The 15,581-nt window shown below is 71.6% G+C and carries 13 protein-coding genes, 1 tRNA gene and 1 riboswitch; of the genes, 4 read left to right on the top strand and 10 right to left on the bottom strand.

All coding sequences use genetic code 11. From position 1 onward, the window contains the following. Positions 1-14: 14 nt before the first annotated feature. The 3 genes from Q0817_RS09995 to sucC all read right to left on the bottom strand — a co-directional run bounded on the left by Q0817_RS09995 (position 15) and on the right by sucC (position 3,401). A complete protein-coding gene (locus Q0817_RS09995; RefSeq protein WP_298586575.1) occupies positions 15-986 on the bottom strand; it encodes a sugar phosphate isomerase/epimerase in 972 nt (323 codons plus the stop codon). Positions 987-1,274: 288 nt separating this feature from the next. Beyond that, positions 1,275-2,192 (bottom strand): succinate--CoA ligase subunit alpha, encoded by a 918-nt coding sequence (gene sucD, locus Q0817_RS09990; RefSeq protein WP_298586570.1) that lies wholly within the window; start codon positions 2,190-2,192, stop codon positions 1,275-1,277. A gap of 39 nt (positions 2,193-2,231) precedes the next feature. Continuing rightward, complete coding sequence (gene sucC / locus Q0817_RS09985; RefSeq protein WP_298586568.1) at positions 2,232-3,401, bottom strand: ADP-forming succinate--CoA ligase subunit beta; 1,170 nt, start codon at positions 3,399-3,401, stop codon at positions 2,232-2,234. Between the two features lie 261 nt (positions 3,402-3,662). Between sucC and Q0817_RS09980 the strand changes: the two genes are divergently transcribed. Then, positions 3,663-4,412: a hypothetical protein gene (locus Q0817_RS09980; protein ID WP_298586565.1), complete on the top strand. Its 750-nt coding sequence runs from the start codon at positions 3,663-3,665 to the stop codon at positions 4,410-4,412. A 327-nt stretch (positions 4,413-4,739) separates the two neighbouring features. After that, positions 4,740-6,188 (top strand): sugar porter family MFS transporter, encoded by a 1,449-nt coding sequence (locus Q0817_RS09975; RefSeq protein WP_298586562.1) that lies wholly within the window; start codon positions 4,740-4,742, stop codon positions 6,186-6,188. Between the two features lie 161 nt (positions 6,189-6,349). On the opposite strand, the gene pcrA is transcribed toward Q0817_RS09975, so the two are convergent. After that, positions 6,350-8,821 carry a DNA helicase PcrA gene (gene pcrA, locus Q0817_RS09970; RefSeq protein ID WP_298586559.1) on the bottom strand — a complete coding sequence of 824 codons (2,472 nt, stop codon included), beginning with the start codon at positions 8,819-8,821 and terminating at the stop codon, positions 6,350-6,352. Between the two features lie 56 nt (positions 8,822-8,877). After that, complete coding sequence (locus Q0817_RS09965) at positions 8,878-9,606, bottom strand: integrase (RefSeq protein ID WP_298586555.1); 729 nt, start codon at positions 9,604-9,606, stop codon at positions 8,878-8,880. Positions 9,607-9,754: 148 nt separating this feature from the next. Here Q0817_RS09965 and Q0817_RS09960 point away from each other — a divergent pair, with 148 nt between their 5' ends. After that, the gene (locus Q0817_RS09960; protein ID WP_298586552.1) at positions 9,755-10,414 is read left to right on the top strand and encodes a hypothetical protein; all 660 of its coding nucleotides are present in this window, start codon (positions 9,755-9,757) and stop codon (positions 10,412-10,414) included. A 155-nt stretch (positions 10,415-10,569) separates the two neighbouring features. On the opposite strand, the gene Q0817_RS09955 is transcribed toward Q0817_RS09960, so the two are convergent. Then, a tRNA-Arg gene (locus tag Q0817_RS09955) sits at positions 10,570-10,642 on the bottom strand. A 63-nt stretch (positions 10,643-10,705) separates the two neighbouring features. Between Q0817_RS09955 and Q0817_RS20075 the strand changes: the two genes are divergently transcribed. Further along, complete coding sequence (locus Q0817_RS20075; RefSeq protein ID WP_366139868.1) at positions 10,706-12,097, top strand: DUF4031 domain-containing protein; 1,392 nt, start codon at positions 10,706-10,708, stop codon at positions 12,095-12,097. Here the strand turns inward: Q0817_RS20075 and Q0817_RS09940 are convergent. From Q0817_RS09940 to Q0817_RS09925, 4 genes are all read right to left on the bottom strand, one after another. Next, complete coding sequence (locus Q0817_RS09940; protein ID WP_298586549.1) at positions 12,015-12,281, bottom strand: hypothetical protein; 267 nt, start codon at positions 12,279-12,281, stop codon at positions 12,015-12,017. The two genes, Q0817_RS20075 and Q0817_RS09940, sit on opposite strands and share 83 nt — an antisense overlap. Positions 12,282-12,400: 119 nt before the next feature. Then, positions 12,401-13,294: a C40 family peptidase gene (locus Q0817_RS09935; protein ID WP_298586546.1), complete on the bottom strand. Its 894-nt coding sequence runs from the start codon at positions 13,292-13,294 to the stop codon at positions 12,401-12,403. 265 nt (positions 13,295-13,559) lie between these two features. Continuing rightward, entirely contained in the window at positions 13,560-14,243 is a 684-nt protein-coding gene (locus Q0817_RS09930) for a C40 family peptidase (RefSeq protein WP_298586543.1), read from the bottom strand. Between the two features lie 5 nt (positions 14,244-14,248). Next, positions 14,249-14,438, bottom strand: a riboswitch (cyclic di-AMP (ydaO/yuaA leader). Positions 14,439-14,781: 343 nt separating this feature from the next. Further along, the gene (locus Q0817_RS09925) at positions 14,782-15,468 is read right to left on the bottom strand and encodes a metal-dependent transcriptional regulator (RefSeq protein WP_298586539.1); all 687 of its coding nucleotides are present in this window, start codon (positions 15,466-15,468) and stop codon (positions 14,782-14,784) included. Between the last annotated feature and the right edge of the window lie 113 nt (positions 15,469-15,581).

The raw sequence follows: 15,581 nt of genomic DNA, 5'->3' as shown, positions 1-15,581 counted from the left end.
GGTGCGCGGACGGGTCAGCGGACGCGGGTGCGGGAGCCGCAGCCCAGCAGGTAGGAGCGCGTGCGGGTGGCGATCGGCAGCGGGACGTCGAAGGAGGAGACGGGGTACATGTCCTGCTCGACGATGCCGAAGATCGGCCGGTCCAGCTTCTCCACCTCCGCGATGACCTCCGCGAGGTCCGGCAGGCCGGCCGGCGGCTCGACCATGACGCCGGCCAGATTGGCCGCGGCCCAGGTCAGGTTCTCCCGGCGCACGCGCTCGAGCACCACGGGGTCGATCTGCTTCAGGTGCAGGTAGCCGATCCGCTCGGGGTACTTGCGGATCAGGTCCACGGAGGACGCGCCCCCGTACTCGGCGTGGCCGGTGTCCAGGCACAGCGTGACCAGTTCGGGGTCGGTGCGGTCGAGGAAGGTCTCGATGTCCGGCTGGCCGCACACGTGCGAGTCGGCGTGGGAGTGGAACTGCTGCTGCAGGCCGTACTCCTCGCGGAGCACCTTGCCGAGCCGGTCGTGGCCCGTGCACAGGGCGTTCCACTGCTCGGTGCTCAGGTGCTCGTTCTCGAGCGCCTCGCCGGTGACGTCGTCGCGCCACATGGCCGGGATCACCACGATGTGCTCGCCGCCCATGGCGGCGGTCAGCTCGGCGACCTGCCGCGCGGGCTCCCACGCCTCGTCCCACTGGGCCGCGCCGCGGTGGAAGGCGGTGAAGACGGTGCCCGCCGAGACCTTGAGGTTGCGCTGGGCCAGCTCGTCGGCGAGCCGGACGGGGTCGGTGGGCAGGTAGCCGTAGGGGCCGAGCTCGATCCAGGAGTAGCCCGCCTCGGCGACCTCGTCGAGGAAGCGCTCCCAGGGCGTCTGCTGGGGGTCGTCGGGGAACCACACGCCCCACGAGTCGGGGGCGGTGCCGATGAGGACGGGGTTCGTCCCCTGTGCCGTCTGCTGTGCCGCCGCGCCGGCGGTCGTGGAGGTCGTGTTCTGCTGCGCCATGGTGACCTGCTTTCTGGTGCTGGACCGGCGTCACGGTGAGAATCCCGTGCGCCCGGCCGATCAGTGGTCCGGATCACAACAAGAATACGACATCAGGTCAGTTTGTAAAGACATACCGTCTTACTGCCGTCACCGCGTTGCCCTCTCGGGCCGCTCGGACTGCCCCGGAGCCGCCCCAGGGCCGTCCCAGGGCCGTCCCAGGGCCGCGGACGCGCGGAGGCCCCGTCCACGAGCCATCGTGGACGGGGCCTCCCTGTGCGGCGGATCAACGGGCCGGGGCCCGCCGGGTCACTTGCCCTCGAAGATCTCCCGCATGAGCTGGGCGGTCTCGGACGGCGTCTTGCCGACCTTCACGCCCGCGGCCTCGAGGGCCTCCTTCTTGGCCTGCGCCGTGCCCGAGGACCCGGAGACGATGGCGCCGGCGTGGCCCATCGTCTTGCCCTCGGGGGCGGTGAAGCCGGCGACGTAGCCGACGACCGGCTTGGACACGTTCGCCTTGATGAAGTCCGCGGCGCGCTCCTCGGCGTCGCCGCCGATCTCGCCGATCATCACGATGGCCTCGGTCTCCGGGTCCGCCTCGAACGCCTCGAGGGCGTCGATGTGGGTGGTCCCGATGACCGGGTCGCCGCCGATGCCGATGGCGGTGGTGAACCCGATGTCCCGCAGCTCGTACATCATCTGGTAGGTCAGGGTGCCGGACTTCGAGACCAGGCCGATCTTGCCCTTGCCGGTGATGTTGGCCGGGGTGATGCCGACCAGCGACTCGCCGGGGGTGATGATGCCGGGGCAGTTCGGGCCGATGATGCGGGTGGTCGGCTTGCCGTCCGCACCGGTCTTCGACTTGGCGTAGGCCCAGAACTCGGCGGAGTCCTGCACCGGGATGCCCTCGGTGATGACGACCACCAGCGGGACCTCGGCGTCGATGGCCTCGATCACGGCGCCCTTCGTGAAGGCCGGCGGGACGAAGACGATCGACACGTCCGCGCCGGTCTTCTCGACGGCCTCGGCGACCGTGCCGAAGACCGGCAGCTCGACGCTGTTGCCGTCCTTGTCCTGGTGGGCCACGGTGGTGCCGGCCTTGCGGGCGTTGACGCCGCCCATGACCTGGGTCCCCGCCGCGAGCATGCGTCCGGTGTGCTTGGTGCCCTCGCCGCCGGTGATGCCCTGAACGATGACCTTGGAGTCCTTGTTCAAAAAGATAGACATTGCTGTTCGTTCCTTAGAAGTGTTCGTCCGGTCGGCGGATCAGTTGGCGGCGTGGGCGAGCTCGGCAGCCTTGTCCGCGCCCTCGTCCATGGTCTCGGCGAGGGTGACCAGCGGGTGGTTGGCGCCGGCGAGGATGCGCCGGCCCTCCTCGACGTTGTTGCCGTCCAGGCGGACCACGAGCGGCTTGTCCTCCTCGTCGCCGAGGATCTCGAGGGCCTTCACGATGCCGTTGGCCACGGCGTCGCACGCGGTGATGCCGCCGAAGACGTTGACGAACACGGACTTCACCTGCGGATCGTTGAGGATCACGTCCAGGCCGGCGGCCATGATCTCGGCCGAGGCCCCGCCGCCGATGTCCAGGAAGTTGGCCGGCTTGACGTTGCCGTGCTTCTCTCCGGCGTAGGCGACGACGTCCAGGGTCGACATGACCAGGCCCGCGCCGTTGCCGATGATGCCGACCTCGCCGTCGAGCTTGACGTAGTTGAGGTCGTGCTCCTTGGCCTTCTCCTCGAGGGGATCGGCGCTGGACTTGTCCGCGAGGTCGGCGTGCCCGGACTGGCGGAACTCGGCGTTCTCGTCGAGGGTGACCTTGCCGTCGAGGGCGATGATCTGCCCGTCGCCGGTCTTCACCAGCGGGTTCACCTCGACGAGCGTGGCGTCCTCGTTCTTGAAGACGTCCCACAGCTTCACGAGCACGGGGGCCACCTTCGCGGCGGTCTCCTCGTCGAACTTGGCCTCGCGGACGATCTCCTGGGCCTTGGCCTCGGTGATGCCCTCGGTCGGGACGACCTCGACGCGGGCGAGGGCCTCGGGACGCTCGACGGCGAGCTGTTCGATCTCCACGCCGCCCTCGACGGAGCACATGGCCAGGTACGAGCGGTTGGCGCGGTCCAGCAGGATCGAGAAGTAGTACTCCTCGGCGATGTCCGCACCCTGGGCGATCATGACCCGGTGGACGGTGTGGCCCTTGATGTCCATGCCGAGGATCTGCTGGGCGTACTCGTACGCCTCGTCGGCGTTCTTGGCGACCTTGACGCCACCGGCCTTGCCGCGGCCTCCGACCTTGACCTGCGCCTTCACGACGGTGACTCCGCCGATCTTCTCGGCGGCGGCCCTTGCTTCTTCGGGGGTGGTCGCGACGATGCCCTGGAGCACGGGGACGCCGTGCTTCTCGAACAGGTCGCGTGCCTGGTATTCGAACAGGTCCACGGGTGAATGCCCTTCTTCGTCGAAGTCGTGGGCGGCGGCGACCCGGGCAGTACGCGGGTCGTCCTCCGACCTGATGGTGAACGGAGCGCCCCGCATCCTCCCGGCCGAGGCCGACGGATGCGTCCGGGCCGTTCCGCGGAGCCGTTCCGGGCGCGGGACTTTCCGGTGCACTCCCTGTACGAGACTGTAGTGCATGCCGAAACGGCGGCCACAACCGGGGACGCGCGCGTGCGGCCCCGCGTTTCTTGATTGACTGACCCCATGAGTTCTGTCGACCCCCCCGAGAACCGGGCGTTCGCCCCCGCCGACCCCGGCTTCCTCGTCTCGATCGCGACCTTCGCGTTCGTGGCCCTCGGGCTGGAGGCCGTCGTCGACGGCACGGTGCTCACCCTCACCGGCGAGATCCCCGACGTCTACCCGCTGGGCTGGCAGGTCTTCGCCTGGCTCTGCCTCGGTGCGGCGTGGTTCGCGATCCAGCGGGGTCTCGTGGCGTGGCTGCGCCACCGGGCGTCGGACCCCGCGCTCCCGCCGTCCCCGGGCCCTCCCCCCTCCCTCGCGGTCGACCACCGGCGGACGACGACCGCCCTGTTCCTGTTCGTCCTGGCCGTCCTGCTCGGGGTCATCCTGCCCGTCTTCCTCGTGGGCGAGTGGCGCGTCCAGCCGATCCAGCTCTACCTGGACCTCTACGCCGACTACGGCGGAGGCGCCTGGCTGGGCATGGTGGGCTTCGCCGCCTACCACGTGGGCCGGTCCCTGCTCCTCGCGCTCGTCCTGACGTGCGTGCAGCGGGCCGTGGAGCTGCGCCGGCCGCTCCACTGGACGCAGGTCGCTCCGCTGGGGGGGCTCGCGCTCGGGCTCCTGCTCGCCCTGCCCGGACTGGTCCTCGGCGGCTGGGCCTCCGTGGCCACGGCCGTGGTCTGCTGCACGCTGCTGGGCATGGTGCACAACCTCACCGGCAGGTCGCTGCGCTGGACGGCCCCCGCTGCCGTGGCGGTCCTGCTGTTCGTCTGAGGTCACCCGCCCCGGACCCGGCGGCACGGCCGGCGCCCTTCCCCGCCACTCCCCTCTGACCGCGGATCCCCGCCCCAGGCCCCAGGCGCCTGGCCCTTGGTGCCCGGGGCCTGGGGCCTGGTACCTGGTGCCCGGTGCCCGGTGCCTTCCGGAAATGTTGCGCCGATCACAAGAAATTCCGGCTCGGGGTTCCCCGCCGTCTTCCTATGTCCTAACATAGTGACATCAGGACCAGTGAGACGTGCGTCACTCCACGAGCGGCCCGTCGAACCGACGAACCAGCACCGTCAAGAGCGCAACGGCTGCGCACGAACAAAGGACTCTCCGATGGCCACATCGTCACCCCGGGAGGCAGCTGCTGCGCTGCCCCCGCTCACCTCCGGACCACATCGCAAGCGCCTCGGCCTCATCTCGGTCGTCGCCTGCTTCGGCGGTCTGCTCTTCGGCTACGACACCGGTGTCATCAACGGCGCGCTGCGCCCGATGTCGGAGCAGCTGGGCCTCACGCCGTTCACCGAGGGCGTGGTCACCAGCTCGCTCGTCTTCGCGGCCGCCGTCGGCGCGCTGTCCGGAGGTCGCATCTCGGACGCCTGGGGTCGCCGCAGGACGATCCTCCTCCTGGCCGTCCTCTTCTTCGTCGGGACGATGATCGTCGTCTTCACCCCGAACTACGAGGTGCTGGTCGCCGGGCGCATCTGCCTGGGCCTCGCCGTCGGCGGCGCCTCGGCGGTCGTGCCGGTCTTCCTCGCGGAGCTGGCCCCCTACGAGATCCGCGGCTCGATCGCAGGCCGCAACGAGGTGGCCATCGTGATCGGCCAGCTCTCGGCGTTCGTGATCAACGCGATCATCGGCAACGTCTTCAGCGATGTGACAGGGGTCTGGCGGATCATGTTCGCGATCTCCGCGCTGCCGGCCGTGGCGCTGTTCATCGGGATGCTCCGGATGCCGGAGTCACCGCGCTGGCTCGTCGAGAAGGGCCGGCACGAGGACGCCCTCGCGGTGCTCAAGACGGTGCGATCCGAGGACCGGGCGATCGCCGAGCTCGGCGAGGTCGAGCACATCACCGAGGAGGAGCGGGCCGAGAACCGGATCGGGCTGGGCCAGATCCTCACCAACAAGCACCTGGTCCGCATCATGCTCGTCGGCATCGGCCTGGGCATCGCCCAGCAGTTCACCGGCATCAACTCGATCATGTACTACGGCCAGATCGTGCTGATCGAGTCCGGCTTCAGCGCCAGTGCCGCTCTGATCGCCAACATCGCCCCCGGGGTGATCGCCGTGGTCGGCGGGTTCATCGCGCTGTACCTGATGGACCGGCTCGACCGGCGGAAGACCTTCATGATCGGCCTGAGCCTCACGACCACCTGCCACCTGCTGATCGGGATCTCCGCGATGACCCTGGAGCCGGGCAACCCGCTGCGGCCCTGGGTGATCCTGGCGCTGGTGGTGGCCTTCGTCGGCTCCATGCAGACCTTCCTCAACGTCGCCGTGTGGGTGTACCTCTCCGAGGTCTTCCCGCTGCACATGCGCGGCTTCGGGATCGGCGTGTCCGTCTTCATGCTGTGGGTGGCCAACGGCGTCCTCTCGCTCTACTTCCCCTCCCTGGTCGCCGCGGTCGGCATCACCGGCACGTTCTTCCTCTTCGCCGGGATCGGCGTGCTGGCGCTGATCTTCGTGTTCACGCAGGTCCCGGAGACCCGGGGACGCACGCTCGAGGCCCTCGAGGAGGACGTCTCGACCGGCGCGATCTACCAGATCAAGGCGCCGACCTCCTAGGCGTTCGACATCGGCCGGACGCCGCACGGAATGAGCCTCCGTGGTGGAGGTGCTCCCCTCGAGGGGACCACCTCCACCACGGAGGCTCTCTCGTTCCGCCGCGGCTCTCTCGTTCCGCCGCGGCGTCCGTCCCACCGTGGACCGCGGCAGGCCGGCCGGGCTCAGCCGACCTTCGTCAGCGGCGCGTAGCGCAGCAGCAGCCGCTTCTCGTCGGCCCCGAACCGCACCTTCGCCACGGTCTTGTCGCCGGCGCCCTCGAGGGAGACCACGGTGCCCTTCCCGAACGCCGTGTGGTCCACGGTGTCGCCCACGGACAGACTCGGGATCTCCTTGTTGGGCTGGACGCGTCCCGCCGTGGTGGCCCGGGACGGCGCCATCCGCTCGAAGGCCGCGTTCGACGCCGCCGCGGCGCCCCAGTACGAGCCGCGCATCGGGTCCCGCTGCCCGGAGCCGCCGCCGTGCAGCGCGGAGCCCCACGACGCCGGGGCCGAGGACCCCTCGCGCTTCCAGTCGAGGAGCTCGGCCGGGATCTCGTCGAGGAACGGACTGGCCGGGTTGTACTGGGACTGCCCCCACATGGAGCGGAACTCGGAGCGGGTGAGGTAGAGGCGCTCGCGGGCCCGGGTGAGGCCCACGTAGGCGAGGCGCCGCTCCTCCTCCATCTCCTTCTCGTCCGTGAGGGAGCGCTGGTGCGGGAACAGCCCGTGCTCCATCCCGGTCAGGAAGACCACGGGGAACTCGAGGCCCTTGGCGGTGTGCAGGGTCATGAGGGTGACCACGCCCTGGGCACGGGCCTCGGCGACCTCCGCCGCGATCTGCTCGGCGCTCGGCCCGCCCTCGGTCCCGGCGGCGGGCCGGTTGGGGATCTGGTCGGCGTCGGCCACGAGGGAGACGTGCTCGAGGAACTCGGGCAGCCCGGCGTCGGGGCGGTCCCGTTCGAACTCCCGGACCACGGCCACGAGCTCCGCGAGGTTCTCGACGCGGGACTCGTCCTGGGGGTCCTGCGACTGGCGCAGCGCCGCGAGGTACCCGGACTGCTCCAGGACGGCCTCGAGGACGCTGGCGGCCCCCGAGCCCTCGGCGACCGAGGCGAGGTCGTCCATGAGCTGGACGAACACCTTGACCGCGTTCAGCGAGCGGGTGGCCATCCCCGGTGCCTCGTCGGCACGGCGCAGCGCGGCCATGAAGGAGATCCGCTCGCGCTCGGCGAGCGCCGCGGCGGCGCCCTCCGCGCGGTCGCCGATGCCGCGCTTGGGCTCGTTGACGATCCGGCGGACGTTGATGTCGTCGTCCGGGTTCACGATCGCGCGCAGGTAGGACAGGGCGTCCTTGATCTCCTTGCGCTCGTAGAAGCGGGTGCCGCCCACCACCTTGTAGGGCAGGCCCACGCGCATGAGGATCTCCTCGAGGGAGCGCGACTGGGCGTTGGTGCGGTAGAACACGGCGACGTCACCGGGGCGGTAGCCGTCCTCGTCCTGGAGGCGGTCGATCTCCTCCGCGATGAAGCGGGCCTCCTCGTGCTCGTTCTCGGCGGCGTAGCCGGTGATCTTCTCGCCGCTGCCGGAGGCCGTCCAGAGCCGCTTGTCCCGGCGGCCCGTGTTCTTCGCGATCACCGCGTTGGCCGCGGTGAGGATGTTCTGGGTGGACCGGTAGTTCTGCTCCAGCAGGATCGTCCGGGCCTGGGGGTAGTCCTGCTCGAAGTCGACGATGTTGCGGATGTCGGCCCCGCGGAACGCGTAGATCGACTGGTCCGAGTCGCCCACCACGGTCAGCTCGGCGGGCGGCACGGGGCTCGCCCCCGGCCCGGTCCCGGCGTCCGCGCCGGTCCCGACGAGCTCCCGGACCAGCGCGTACTGCGCATGGTTGGTGTCCTGGTACTCGTCGATGAGCACGTGCCGGTACCGCCGCCGGTAGTACTCGGCGACCTGCGGGAACGCCCGGAGCATGTGCACGGTCTGGGCGATGAGGTCGTCGAAGTCCATGGCGTTGGCCGCGCGCAGCCGCTCGGTGTAGCCGCGGTAGACCTGGGCCACGGCGCTCTCGAAGGGGTCGCTCTCGGAGGCCCGGGACAGGTACGTCTCGTCGTCGACGAGCTCGTTCTTCAGCGCGGAGATCCGGTGCTGGATGCTCTTCGGCGCGAAGCGCTTGGGATCGAGGTCGTGCTGCTTGGCCACGAGCGTGAGGAGCCGCAGGGAGTCGGCGGAGTCGTAGATGGAGAAGGTCGACTTCAGGCCCACGCTCGCGGCCTCCCGGCGCAGCACGCGCACGCAGAAGGAGTGGAAGGTGGAGATCGACATCGACTTCGCGGAGTCCCCCACGAGCTCGACCACGCGCTCGCGCATCTCGGCGGCGGCCTTGTTCGTGAACGTGATCGCCAGGATCTCGCCCTGGTGGGCCCGCCCGGTCGCCAGCAGGTGCGCGATGCGGTGGGTCAGCACACGGGTCTTGCCGGAGCCGGCGCCGGCGACGATCAGCAGCGGTGAGCCGGAGTGCTCGACGGCGGCCCGCTGCGGGTCGTTGAGGCCCTCCACGAGGGCGTCGGCGGAGACGGTGCCGCGCCGCGGCGGGGTGGCCGTGCCGGGGCGGGCCACGGAGGCGGAGGGCAGGAGCGGGTTGTCGAAGAGGTAGTCCATCGTGGACCCAGTCTACCGAGGGCCGTCCGACAGCCGGGCCGGGGCGGGGACGGCCCTCAGACGAAGTGCAGTTCGAGCCGGTGGCGGCCGTTGTCGTCCTCGACCCACAGCTCCGAGTCGGCGACCGTGACCCGGACGGGCCGCTGCAGCGCGATGTCGTCGTCGAACTCGACGGAGCTCTCGGTCCCCCCGCCGTAGACGGTGTCGAGCTCCCGGCTCGCCGGGTCGAGGTGCCGGATGGCGTCGTTGCCGGTGTCGGCGATCACGACGGAGCCGTCGTAGAGGATCTGCAGGTCCTCGGGGTGGTCCAGCTGGGCCACGTCCGCGGGACCGTCCGCGAAGCCAGCGCCCGCACGTCCGACCACGGTGCAGACCTGCGGGCCGCCGTCGGGCTTGTCGGTGTCGATCTCGATGCAGCGCAGCGACGAGGAGTCGCGGTCGATGAGCCACAGCGTGCCGTTGCCGTCCTCGGTGATGGACACGGTGGCGGCGAACTTGGCCTGCGCCGCCTTGCCGTCCCGCCGCCCGGACTCGCCCGTGCCCGCGAACTCGTACAGCACGTCGGTGTACGGGTCCCAGCGGAAGAGCCGGTGCAGGGAGGGCACCGCCACGATCACGGCCGAGAGCTTGTGCGACCACACCATGTCCGCGATGGGGGCGCCGCCGAGGACGGAGCAGTCCACCGTGCGGCGCACCGTCTCGTGGTCCTTATCGAACAGCGTCAGCACGTTGCCCTCGGTCAGCCGCATGAGCAGGCCGTCCGGGAGTCCGATGGACAGTTCCATGACCGGCACCTCCGTGTCGTCCTCGTCGAACGCCCGGTCGTCCTCGGCCGGGCCGCCCCCCCTGCGGCCCGAAGGACCGGTGCGGGTGGCCCCAGCCTACCCCCGGTCCCGGCGTTGGGCGGAGGGCGCACGACCGGATAATGGAGGCATGGGACTGACACGCGCACAGAAGGCACGCAAGCACGGCGGCACCGCGGCGCCTCCGGGGCCGCGGCGGGGAACGCGCCTGCACCAGGCGGGCCCCGGCGAGCTCCGTCCCGAGCCCACGAGGTCGAGCTCGGGTCTCGTGGTGGGGGTGGCCATGTCCGTCTCGGCGGTCCTGTGGCTGTACGTCCACGCCTGGGTGCTCCCCCAGTTCGGCGCCGCCGCGGCCGGCGGGCTCGCCCTGCCCGAGTGGATGCCGGGCGGATTCGACCAGGAGCACGCCCAGCGCCTCGCCACGGCGCTGGGCGAGCAGGGCCGCGCCCAGTACGAGGCGGTGCACCGCTCCTCCGGGCTGCTGGCCCCGCTGTTCGTGGGGCTGGCCTGGCTGCTGTTCGTGGCGGTCAACACGGCGTCCCGCGCCCGGCGCTGGGTGCGCTCGGCCGTGGTGCTCGGCTTCGCGGCCGTCTCCCTGGCGGGCAACGCGGCGATCGACGCCGCGCTCGCGGACCCCGCGGACGGCTCCGCCGTGACCCTGGCCTCCGTGCTGGTGATCGCCCGCTGGGTGCTGCTCGTGCTGCTGCTCGCCGTGACCGCGACCGTGGCCGTGGAGGCCGTCCGGCGCCGGTCGAGGGCCGCCCCCGCCGACGCCCCGCCGCGGGAGTGAGCGCCCGCAGCGCGGCGGTGACCGGCCGCGCCCGGTGGTGACCGGCGGTCTCCGCCGGCGGCCGCGCCAGGTCTCCCGGACCCGCCCCGGACCCGCCCGGGACCCGCCCCGAACAGAAGAACGTCCCGGACCGTGCGGTCCGGGACGTCCGTGCGTGCCCTCGATTGGATTCGAACCAACGACACCGGCTTTAGGAGAGCCGTGCTCTATCCCCTGAGCTACGAGGGCGACGCGAACAGTCTAGGGGCTCCCCCGGACCCCCGCTAACCGGCCACGTCTAGGATCGATCGCATGCCCGTCTACATCGATCCGCCGCTGTGGCCAGCCCACGGGACGCACTTCTCGCACCTGGTATCCGACACGTCCTACGAGGAGCTGCACGCCTTCGCGGACCGGCTGGGCGTTTCCCGGCGAGCGTTCGACCGGGACCACTACGACGTGCCGGAGAGCCGGTACGAGGAGGCGGTGGCCGCGGGCGCCCTGCCGGTCGACGGCCGGCGGCTCACGCGCGTGCTCGTGCGCAGCGGGCTGCGGGTCCCGGCGCGGGCGCGCCCCGACCGGGTCGCCCGGGTGCTGCTGCGGCGGTGGACGGCCCGCTTCCCGGCGCACCCGGCGCTGGGCGAGGAGCTCGTGGACCGGTGGAGCGAGCCGCACCGGCACTACCACGGCCCCTCCCACCTGCTCGCGGTGCTCGAGGCCGTCGACCTGCTGCGGCACGGGACCGGCCCCGACCCCGCCGGCCACGAGGCCCTGGTCCTGGCCGCGTGGTTCCACGACGCGGTCTACCGCGGCCGTCCCGGGGCGGACGAGCGGGAGTCCGCGGAGCTGGCCCGCGCGCGGCTGGGCGCCGCCGGCTTCCCGGAGCCGCTCGCGGCGGAGGTCGAGCGGCTGGTCCTGCTCACCCTCGGGCACCGGGTCACCGAGGAGGACACCGCAGGAGCGGTGCTCCTCGACGCGGACCTCTCGGTGCTCGGTGCGGACCCGGCCGGCTACGCCGCCTACGTCGCGGGAGTGCGGAAGGAGTACGCGCACGTGCCCGCACCGGTCTTCGCGCAGGCCCGGCTGCGGGTGCTCGAGGACCTGCGGCACCGGCGGCCGCTGTTCCGGACCCCCGAGGCCCAGCGGCGGTGGGGCGCCGCGGCGGCAACCAACCTCGACGACGAGATCGGCCGGCTGCGCGCAGCCGTCGAGGCAGATCCCGGGGGTCCTCCCGCGGACGCCGAGGTGCTGACCATCACCGCCGTGTGCCTGCGGGACGACGACGGGGCGCTGCTGACGGTGCGCAAGCGCGGCACGGAGCGCTTCATGCTGGTGGGCGGCAAGCTCGACCCGGGCGAGTCCCCGGCGGCGGCCGCCGTGCGCGAGACGGCGGAGGAGGTGGGCCTGCGGCTGGACACCGCCCAGCTGCTCCTGCTCGGGGAGTTCGAGGCGCCGGCCGCGAACGAGGCCGGCACGTGGGTGCGCTGCACGGTGTTCACGGCGCCCCTGACAGGCAGGCCCGTGCCGCTCGCGGAGATCGAGGAGCTGCGCTGGCAGCCGGTGGTGGGGGACTCCCCCGCCGCGCTCCCCGCGGATCTGGCCCCGCTGCTGCGGGAGCACGTCATTCCGGCGCTGCGCCGCGCTCCCGGTTCTCTCCGGTACCGGCCGAGGGATGCCGCCTCCGGTGGAGCAGGATCCCGGTGACCAGTCCGAGCACGATCCCGATGCCGCCGAAGACCGAGAGCCACATCGCGGCGTGGCCCACGAACGCGGCGACGACGAAGCCGACCACGATGCCGGGCACGGCGCCGCCGATCATGCCGTAGGCCATGTAGGCGTACTCACGATCGAGGCTCGTGCGGGCGTTGCGGCTGAAGTCGGTGGACATGGCCCCAGTCTATCGACCGCCGGCGCGGCGCCGGGCTGGGTGCCGGGAACGACAGCGGGTGCGCGGTTCCTGTCTGGCCGACCAGGAACCGCGCACCCGAACCGTGCTCTCGCGTGCGGTCAGCGCACGCGGACGTAGACGGGGCCGGAGCCCACGTTGACGCTGTCGATGACGGTCGTGCCGCCGTTCCAGCCGCCGTGGACGGCCTTGCCGCCGCCGATGTAGACGCCGATGTGGGCCGCGCCCATGCCGCCGTCGGCGTAGTAGACGAGGTCGCCGGGCTGCGCCTGGCCGGCGGAGACCTGCGTGCCGAGGCTCAGGTAGGAGGCCGGCCAGCCGTGGTGGTTGATCCCGGCGGCGCGCAGGGCGTTCGTGACGAGCGCGGTGCAGTCCTGGCTCACGCCGAGCTGGCCCATGGCGGCGGAGGAGATGGTCGCGCCCTTGCCCGAGGCGGAGCTCTGGGTGCTGACGGTGCGCTCGGCCGCCGGGGCGGCCTGCACGACCGGCTTCGGGGCGGCGACGGGATTCGGGGCCGGGGCGGCCTGCACGGCCGGCTTCGGAGCAGCGGGCTTCGGAGCCGCAACCGCCGGGGCAGGCGCGGCGGCCGGCTTCGGGGCCGGGGCGGCCTGCACGGCCGGCTTCGGAGCGGGGGCGGCCTGCACGGCCGGCTTCGGGGCCGGGGCGGCCACGGCGGGGGCCGAGACGACCGGGGTCTGCACCTTCCGCTCGGCCTTCTTCTCAGCCTTCTTCGCGGCCGGCTTCTCCGACGCCGACTTCTCGGCCTTCGTCACGTGGGCGACGGGCTCGAGGGACACGGCGGGGGCCGCGGCGGGGGTGGCGGCAGCCACGGCGGACAGCGGAGCGTCGGCAGAGGCGTCCTGGGCGGGAGCGGACTGCACGGACACGGTGGTGGCGAGGGCCAGTCCGGAGAACGCAGCGACGGCGGCCACGGTGCGGGCCTTGCCGGTCAGGAGCGAGCCGATGCCGTTGGAGGAGGTCAGGTCACGGGTCATGAGGAGTTCAGACGACTTTCTGGCGGGGCCGAGCCGGCCTGTCGGAGGGCACGGGGACAGCACGGATCGCGCCGGGGGATGCTGGGGTGGTCCGATGTCCGGCAGGACGGTGTTCCGGGATCGGGAACGACGGCCGGGCGAGCGGAGGGGAGAGGCGCTGTCCGGGCGGACAGCAGGAAGCACGGAGAACCGGGAGAGCGGCTCTCCGTGCTTTGGGGGGGATCGGGTGCCGCCCGCACCCGGGGGTGCGGGCGGCGGGGACCGATCAGAAGGTGTAGTAGCCGTCCAGCTGCATGGCGTTGACGGAGTGGACGAAGGTGCCCTGGGTCGGGTTCAACGCCGAGATCATCTTGCCACCGCCGATGTAGATGCCGATGTGGTTGCCACCGTTCTGGGACACCAGGTCCCCCGGCTGCGGGTTGGTCGTCGGAGTGGCGGCCGCGATCTGCTGGAAACTGGTGCGGGGCAGGTCGATGCCGTTCTGCGCGTAGACCCACCCGGTGAATCCGGAGCAGTCCCAGGCACCGTAGGAGGTACCGCCGTAGACATAGCCTGCGCCCTGCGCGGACATCGCGGTGCCCACGATGCCGCCAGCGGCGGGGCTGATCTCGGTGATCGCGGTGGATTGCGGGGTCACGCTCGAGGTGGCGGCGGTCTGCTGCGCGGCCGGGGCCGGGGCCTCGTAGGCCGGGGCGGCGGGCTGCGCGGCCGGCTGAGCGGCGACCGGGGCCTGGTAGGTGTACGAGGTGTAGCCGGCCAGCGAGGCGGATGCCGGGGCCGGGGCCGAGTAGGCCGCTCCGGACTCGACGGGAGCCTGGGCGTAGGCCTGGGCCGGGGCGATGGAGCCGATCATCGCGGCGCCGGCGGCGGCGGCGATGGTGGTGTTGCGCACGGCGCGCGAGGTGCTCTCGGCGCGGTGGCGGGCAGTGTTCTGCTTGAAAAGCGACATGGTTGAGTTCCTCCCTTTGCCTACGAGGTGAGCTGTCGGATTCGGGTGGGAGACACCCGGCCGCAGAACGCACGCGCTCTGACGACTTAACCCCAAGGACCCGGATCACCGGGACCGAAAATGGTTCCCTCGCTTCTGCCAAGCAGTTTCTGTGTAGAGGCCACGGGCACCGGCAGAATTCGGCGATGTGCTCCGTGGGTGCTGATCCGACCAGTGATCGGCACGCGTTGAACAGTACATGACTGATTACGGAAGTGTCACGTTTTGATCACGGCCGATAACGACAAGGCGACGGCAAAAATACCAATACCCTGGCATTAGTGCACTGCGGAGTATGAATTTGCCCGTGTGACAGCTTGTGCAGTGCGCTTCGGAACCCGGACGATCCGCGTCCCACCAGGGATATCGCACCCCGGGGCGCCGGAGCGGGGCGAACTGGTCGAAAGTACCTTGTGAACGTCCACACATCCGGAGCCGACCGCCCGCCGGAGCGCTCCGGAGGCGCCCGGGAAACCTCCCCGATGGCTCCGGCGACCCGTCAGGGAGCGAGGACGCGGATGGCCGCGGCGGTGCGCAGGTCGATCTCCGCGGACCGCCCCGTGGCCGGCACCTCGATCCGCACGAGCTGACCGTCCACCCGGGCCCTGACCTCCGCCCCGGTGAGCACGCCCACGTCGCTCAGCACGCCCAGCAGGTCGGCGTCCGCCTGGACCACCTCCGGCAGCAGCGCGATGGTGTGCGGGCCGTCCGGGACGTGACGGGCGGCGTCGAGCAGGGAGGGATGCGCCGCAGCGGGGCTCTCCTCGACGCCCAGGGCGGCCAGGCCGGGGATCGGCGTGCCGTACGGCGAGTGGCGGGGGCTGTGGAGCAGGTCCACGAGCCGCCGCTCGACCTGCTCGCTCATCACGTGCTCCCACCGGCACGCCTCGTCGTGCACCTGCGCCAGGTCCAGCCCGATGACGTCGGCGAGCAGCCGCTCCGCGAGCCGGTGCTTGCGCATGACCTGCACGGCCCGCTCCCGGCCCGCCTCGGTGAGCAGCAGCGACCGGTCCGCGCCCACCGTCAGCAGCCCGTCCCGCTCCATCCTGGACACCGTCTGCGAGACCGTGGGCCCGGAGTGGTCGAGGCGCTCCACGATGCGCGCCCGCATCGGCGTGATCCCTTCCTCCTCGAGCTCGAGCACGGTCCGCAGGTACATCTCCGTGGTGTCGATAAGGTCGCTCATGCCTCAGTCATCCTTCGTCCGGCCGTCCAGCCCCGGGGATCCCGCCCGGTCCGGTCTTCCCGCACGAGCTTAGTGGGAGAGTCCTGCGGCCCGGGCGGAGGGCGGCGCCCGGC

The sequence above is a fragment of the uncultured Kocuria sp. genome (assembly GCF_947500125.1).
In the GTDB taxonomy this organism is placed as follows: Bacteria; Actinomycetota; Actinomycetes; order Actinomycetales; family Micrococcaceae; genus Kocuria.
Note: the sequence above shows the minus strand (reverse complement) of the source record. Positions and strands in the feature narration are given on the sequence as shown.

Coding starts and splice junctions, on each gene's coding strand:
- Q0817_RS09935 (WP_298586546.1), bottom strand. CDS start 13,294: ATGACCCGTGACCTGACCTCCTCCAACGGCATCGGCTCGCTCCTGACC.
- Q0817_RS09960 (WP_298586552.1), top strand. CDS start 9,755: ATGGGACTGACACGCGCACAGAAGGCACGCAAGCACGGCGGCACCGCG.
- Q0817_RS09925 (WP_298586539.1), bottom strand. CDS start 15,468: ATGAGCGACCTTATCGACACCACGGAGATGTACCTGCGGACCGTGCTC.
- pcrA (WP_298586559.1), bottom strand. CDS start 8,821: ATGGACTACCTCTTCGACAACCCGCTCCTGCCCTCCGCCTCCGTGGCC.
- sucD (WP_298586570.1), bottom strand. CDS start 2,192: ATGTCTATCTTTTTGAACAAGGACTCCAAGGTCATCGTTCAGGGCATC.
- Q0817_RS20075 (WP_366139868.1), top strand. CDS start 10,706: ATGCCCGTCTACATCGATCCGCCGCTGTGGCCAGCCCACGGGACGCAC.
- Q0817_RS09975 (WP_298586562.1), top strand. CDS start 4,740: ATGGCCACATCGTCACCCCGGGAGGCAGCTGCTGCGCTGCCCCCGCTC.
- Q0817_RS09965 (WP_298586555.1), bottom strand. CDS start 9,606: ATGGAACTGTCCATCGGACTCCCGGACGGCCTGCTCATGCGGCTGACC.
- Q0817_RS09995 (WP_298586575.1), bottom strand. CDS start 986: ATGGCGCAGCAGAACACGACCTCCACGACCGCCGGCGCGGCGGCACAG.
- Q0817_RS09980 (WP_298586565.1), top strand. CDS start 3,663: ATGAGTTCTGTCGACCCCCCCGAGAACCGGGCGTTCGCCCCCGCCGAC.
- Q0817_RS09940 (WP_298586549.1), bottom strand. CDS start 12,281: ATGTCCACCGACTTCAGCCGCAACGCCCGCACGAGCCTCGATCGTGAG.
- Q0817_RS09930 (WP_298586543.1), bottom strand. CDS start 14,243: ATGTCGCTTTTCAAGCAGAACACTGCCCGCCACCGCGCCGAGAGCACC.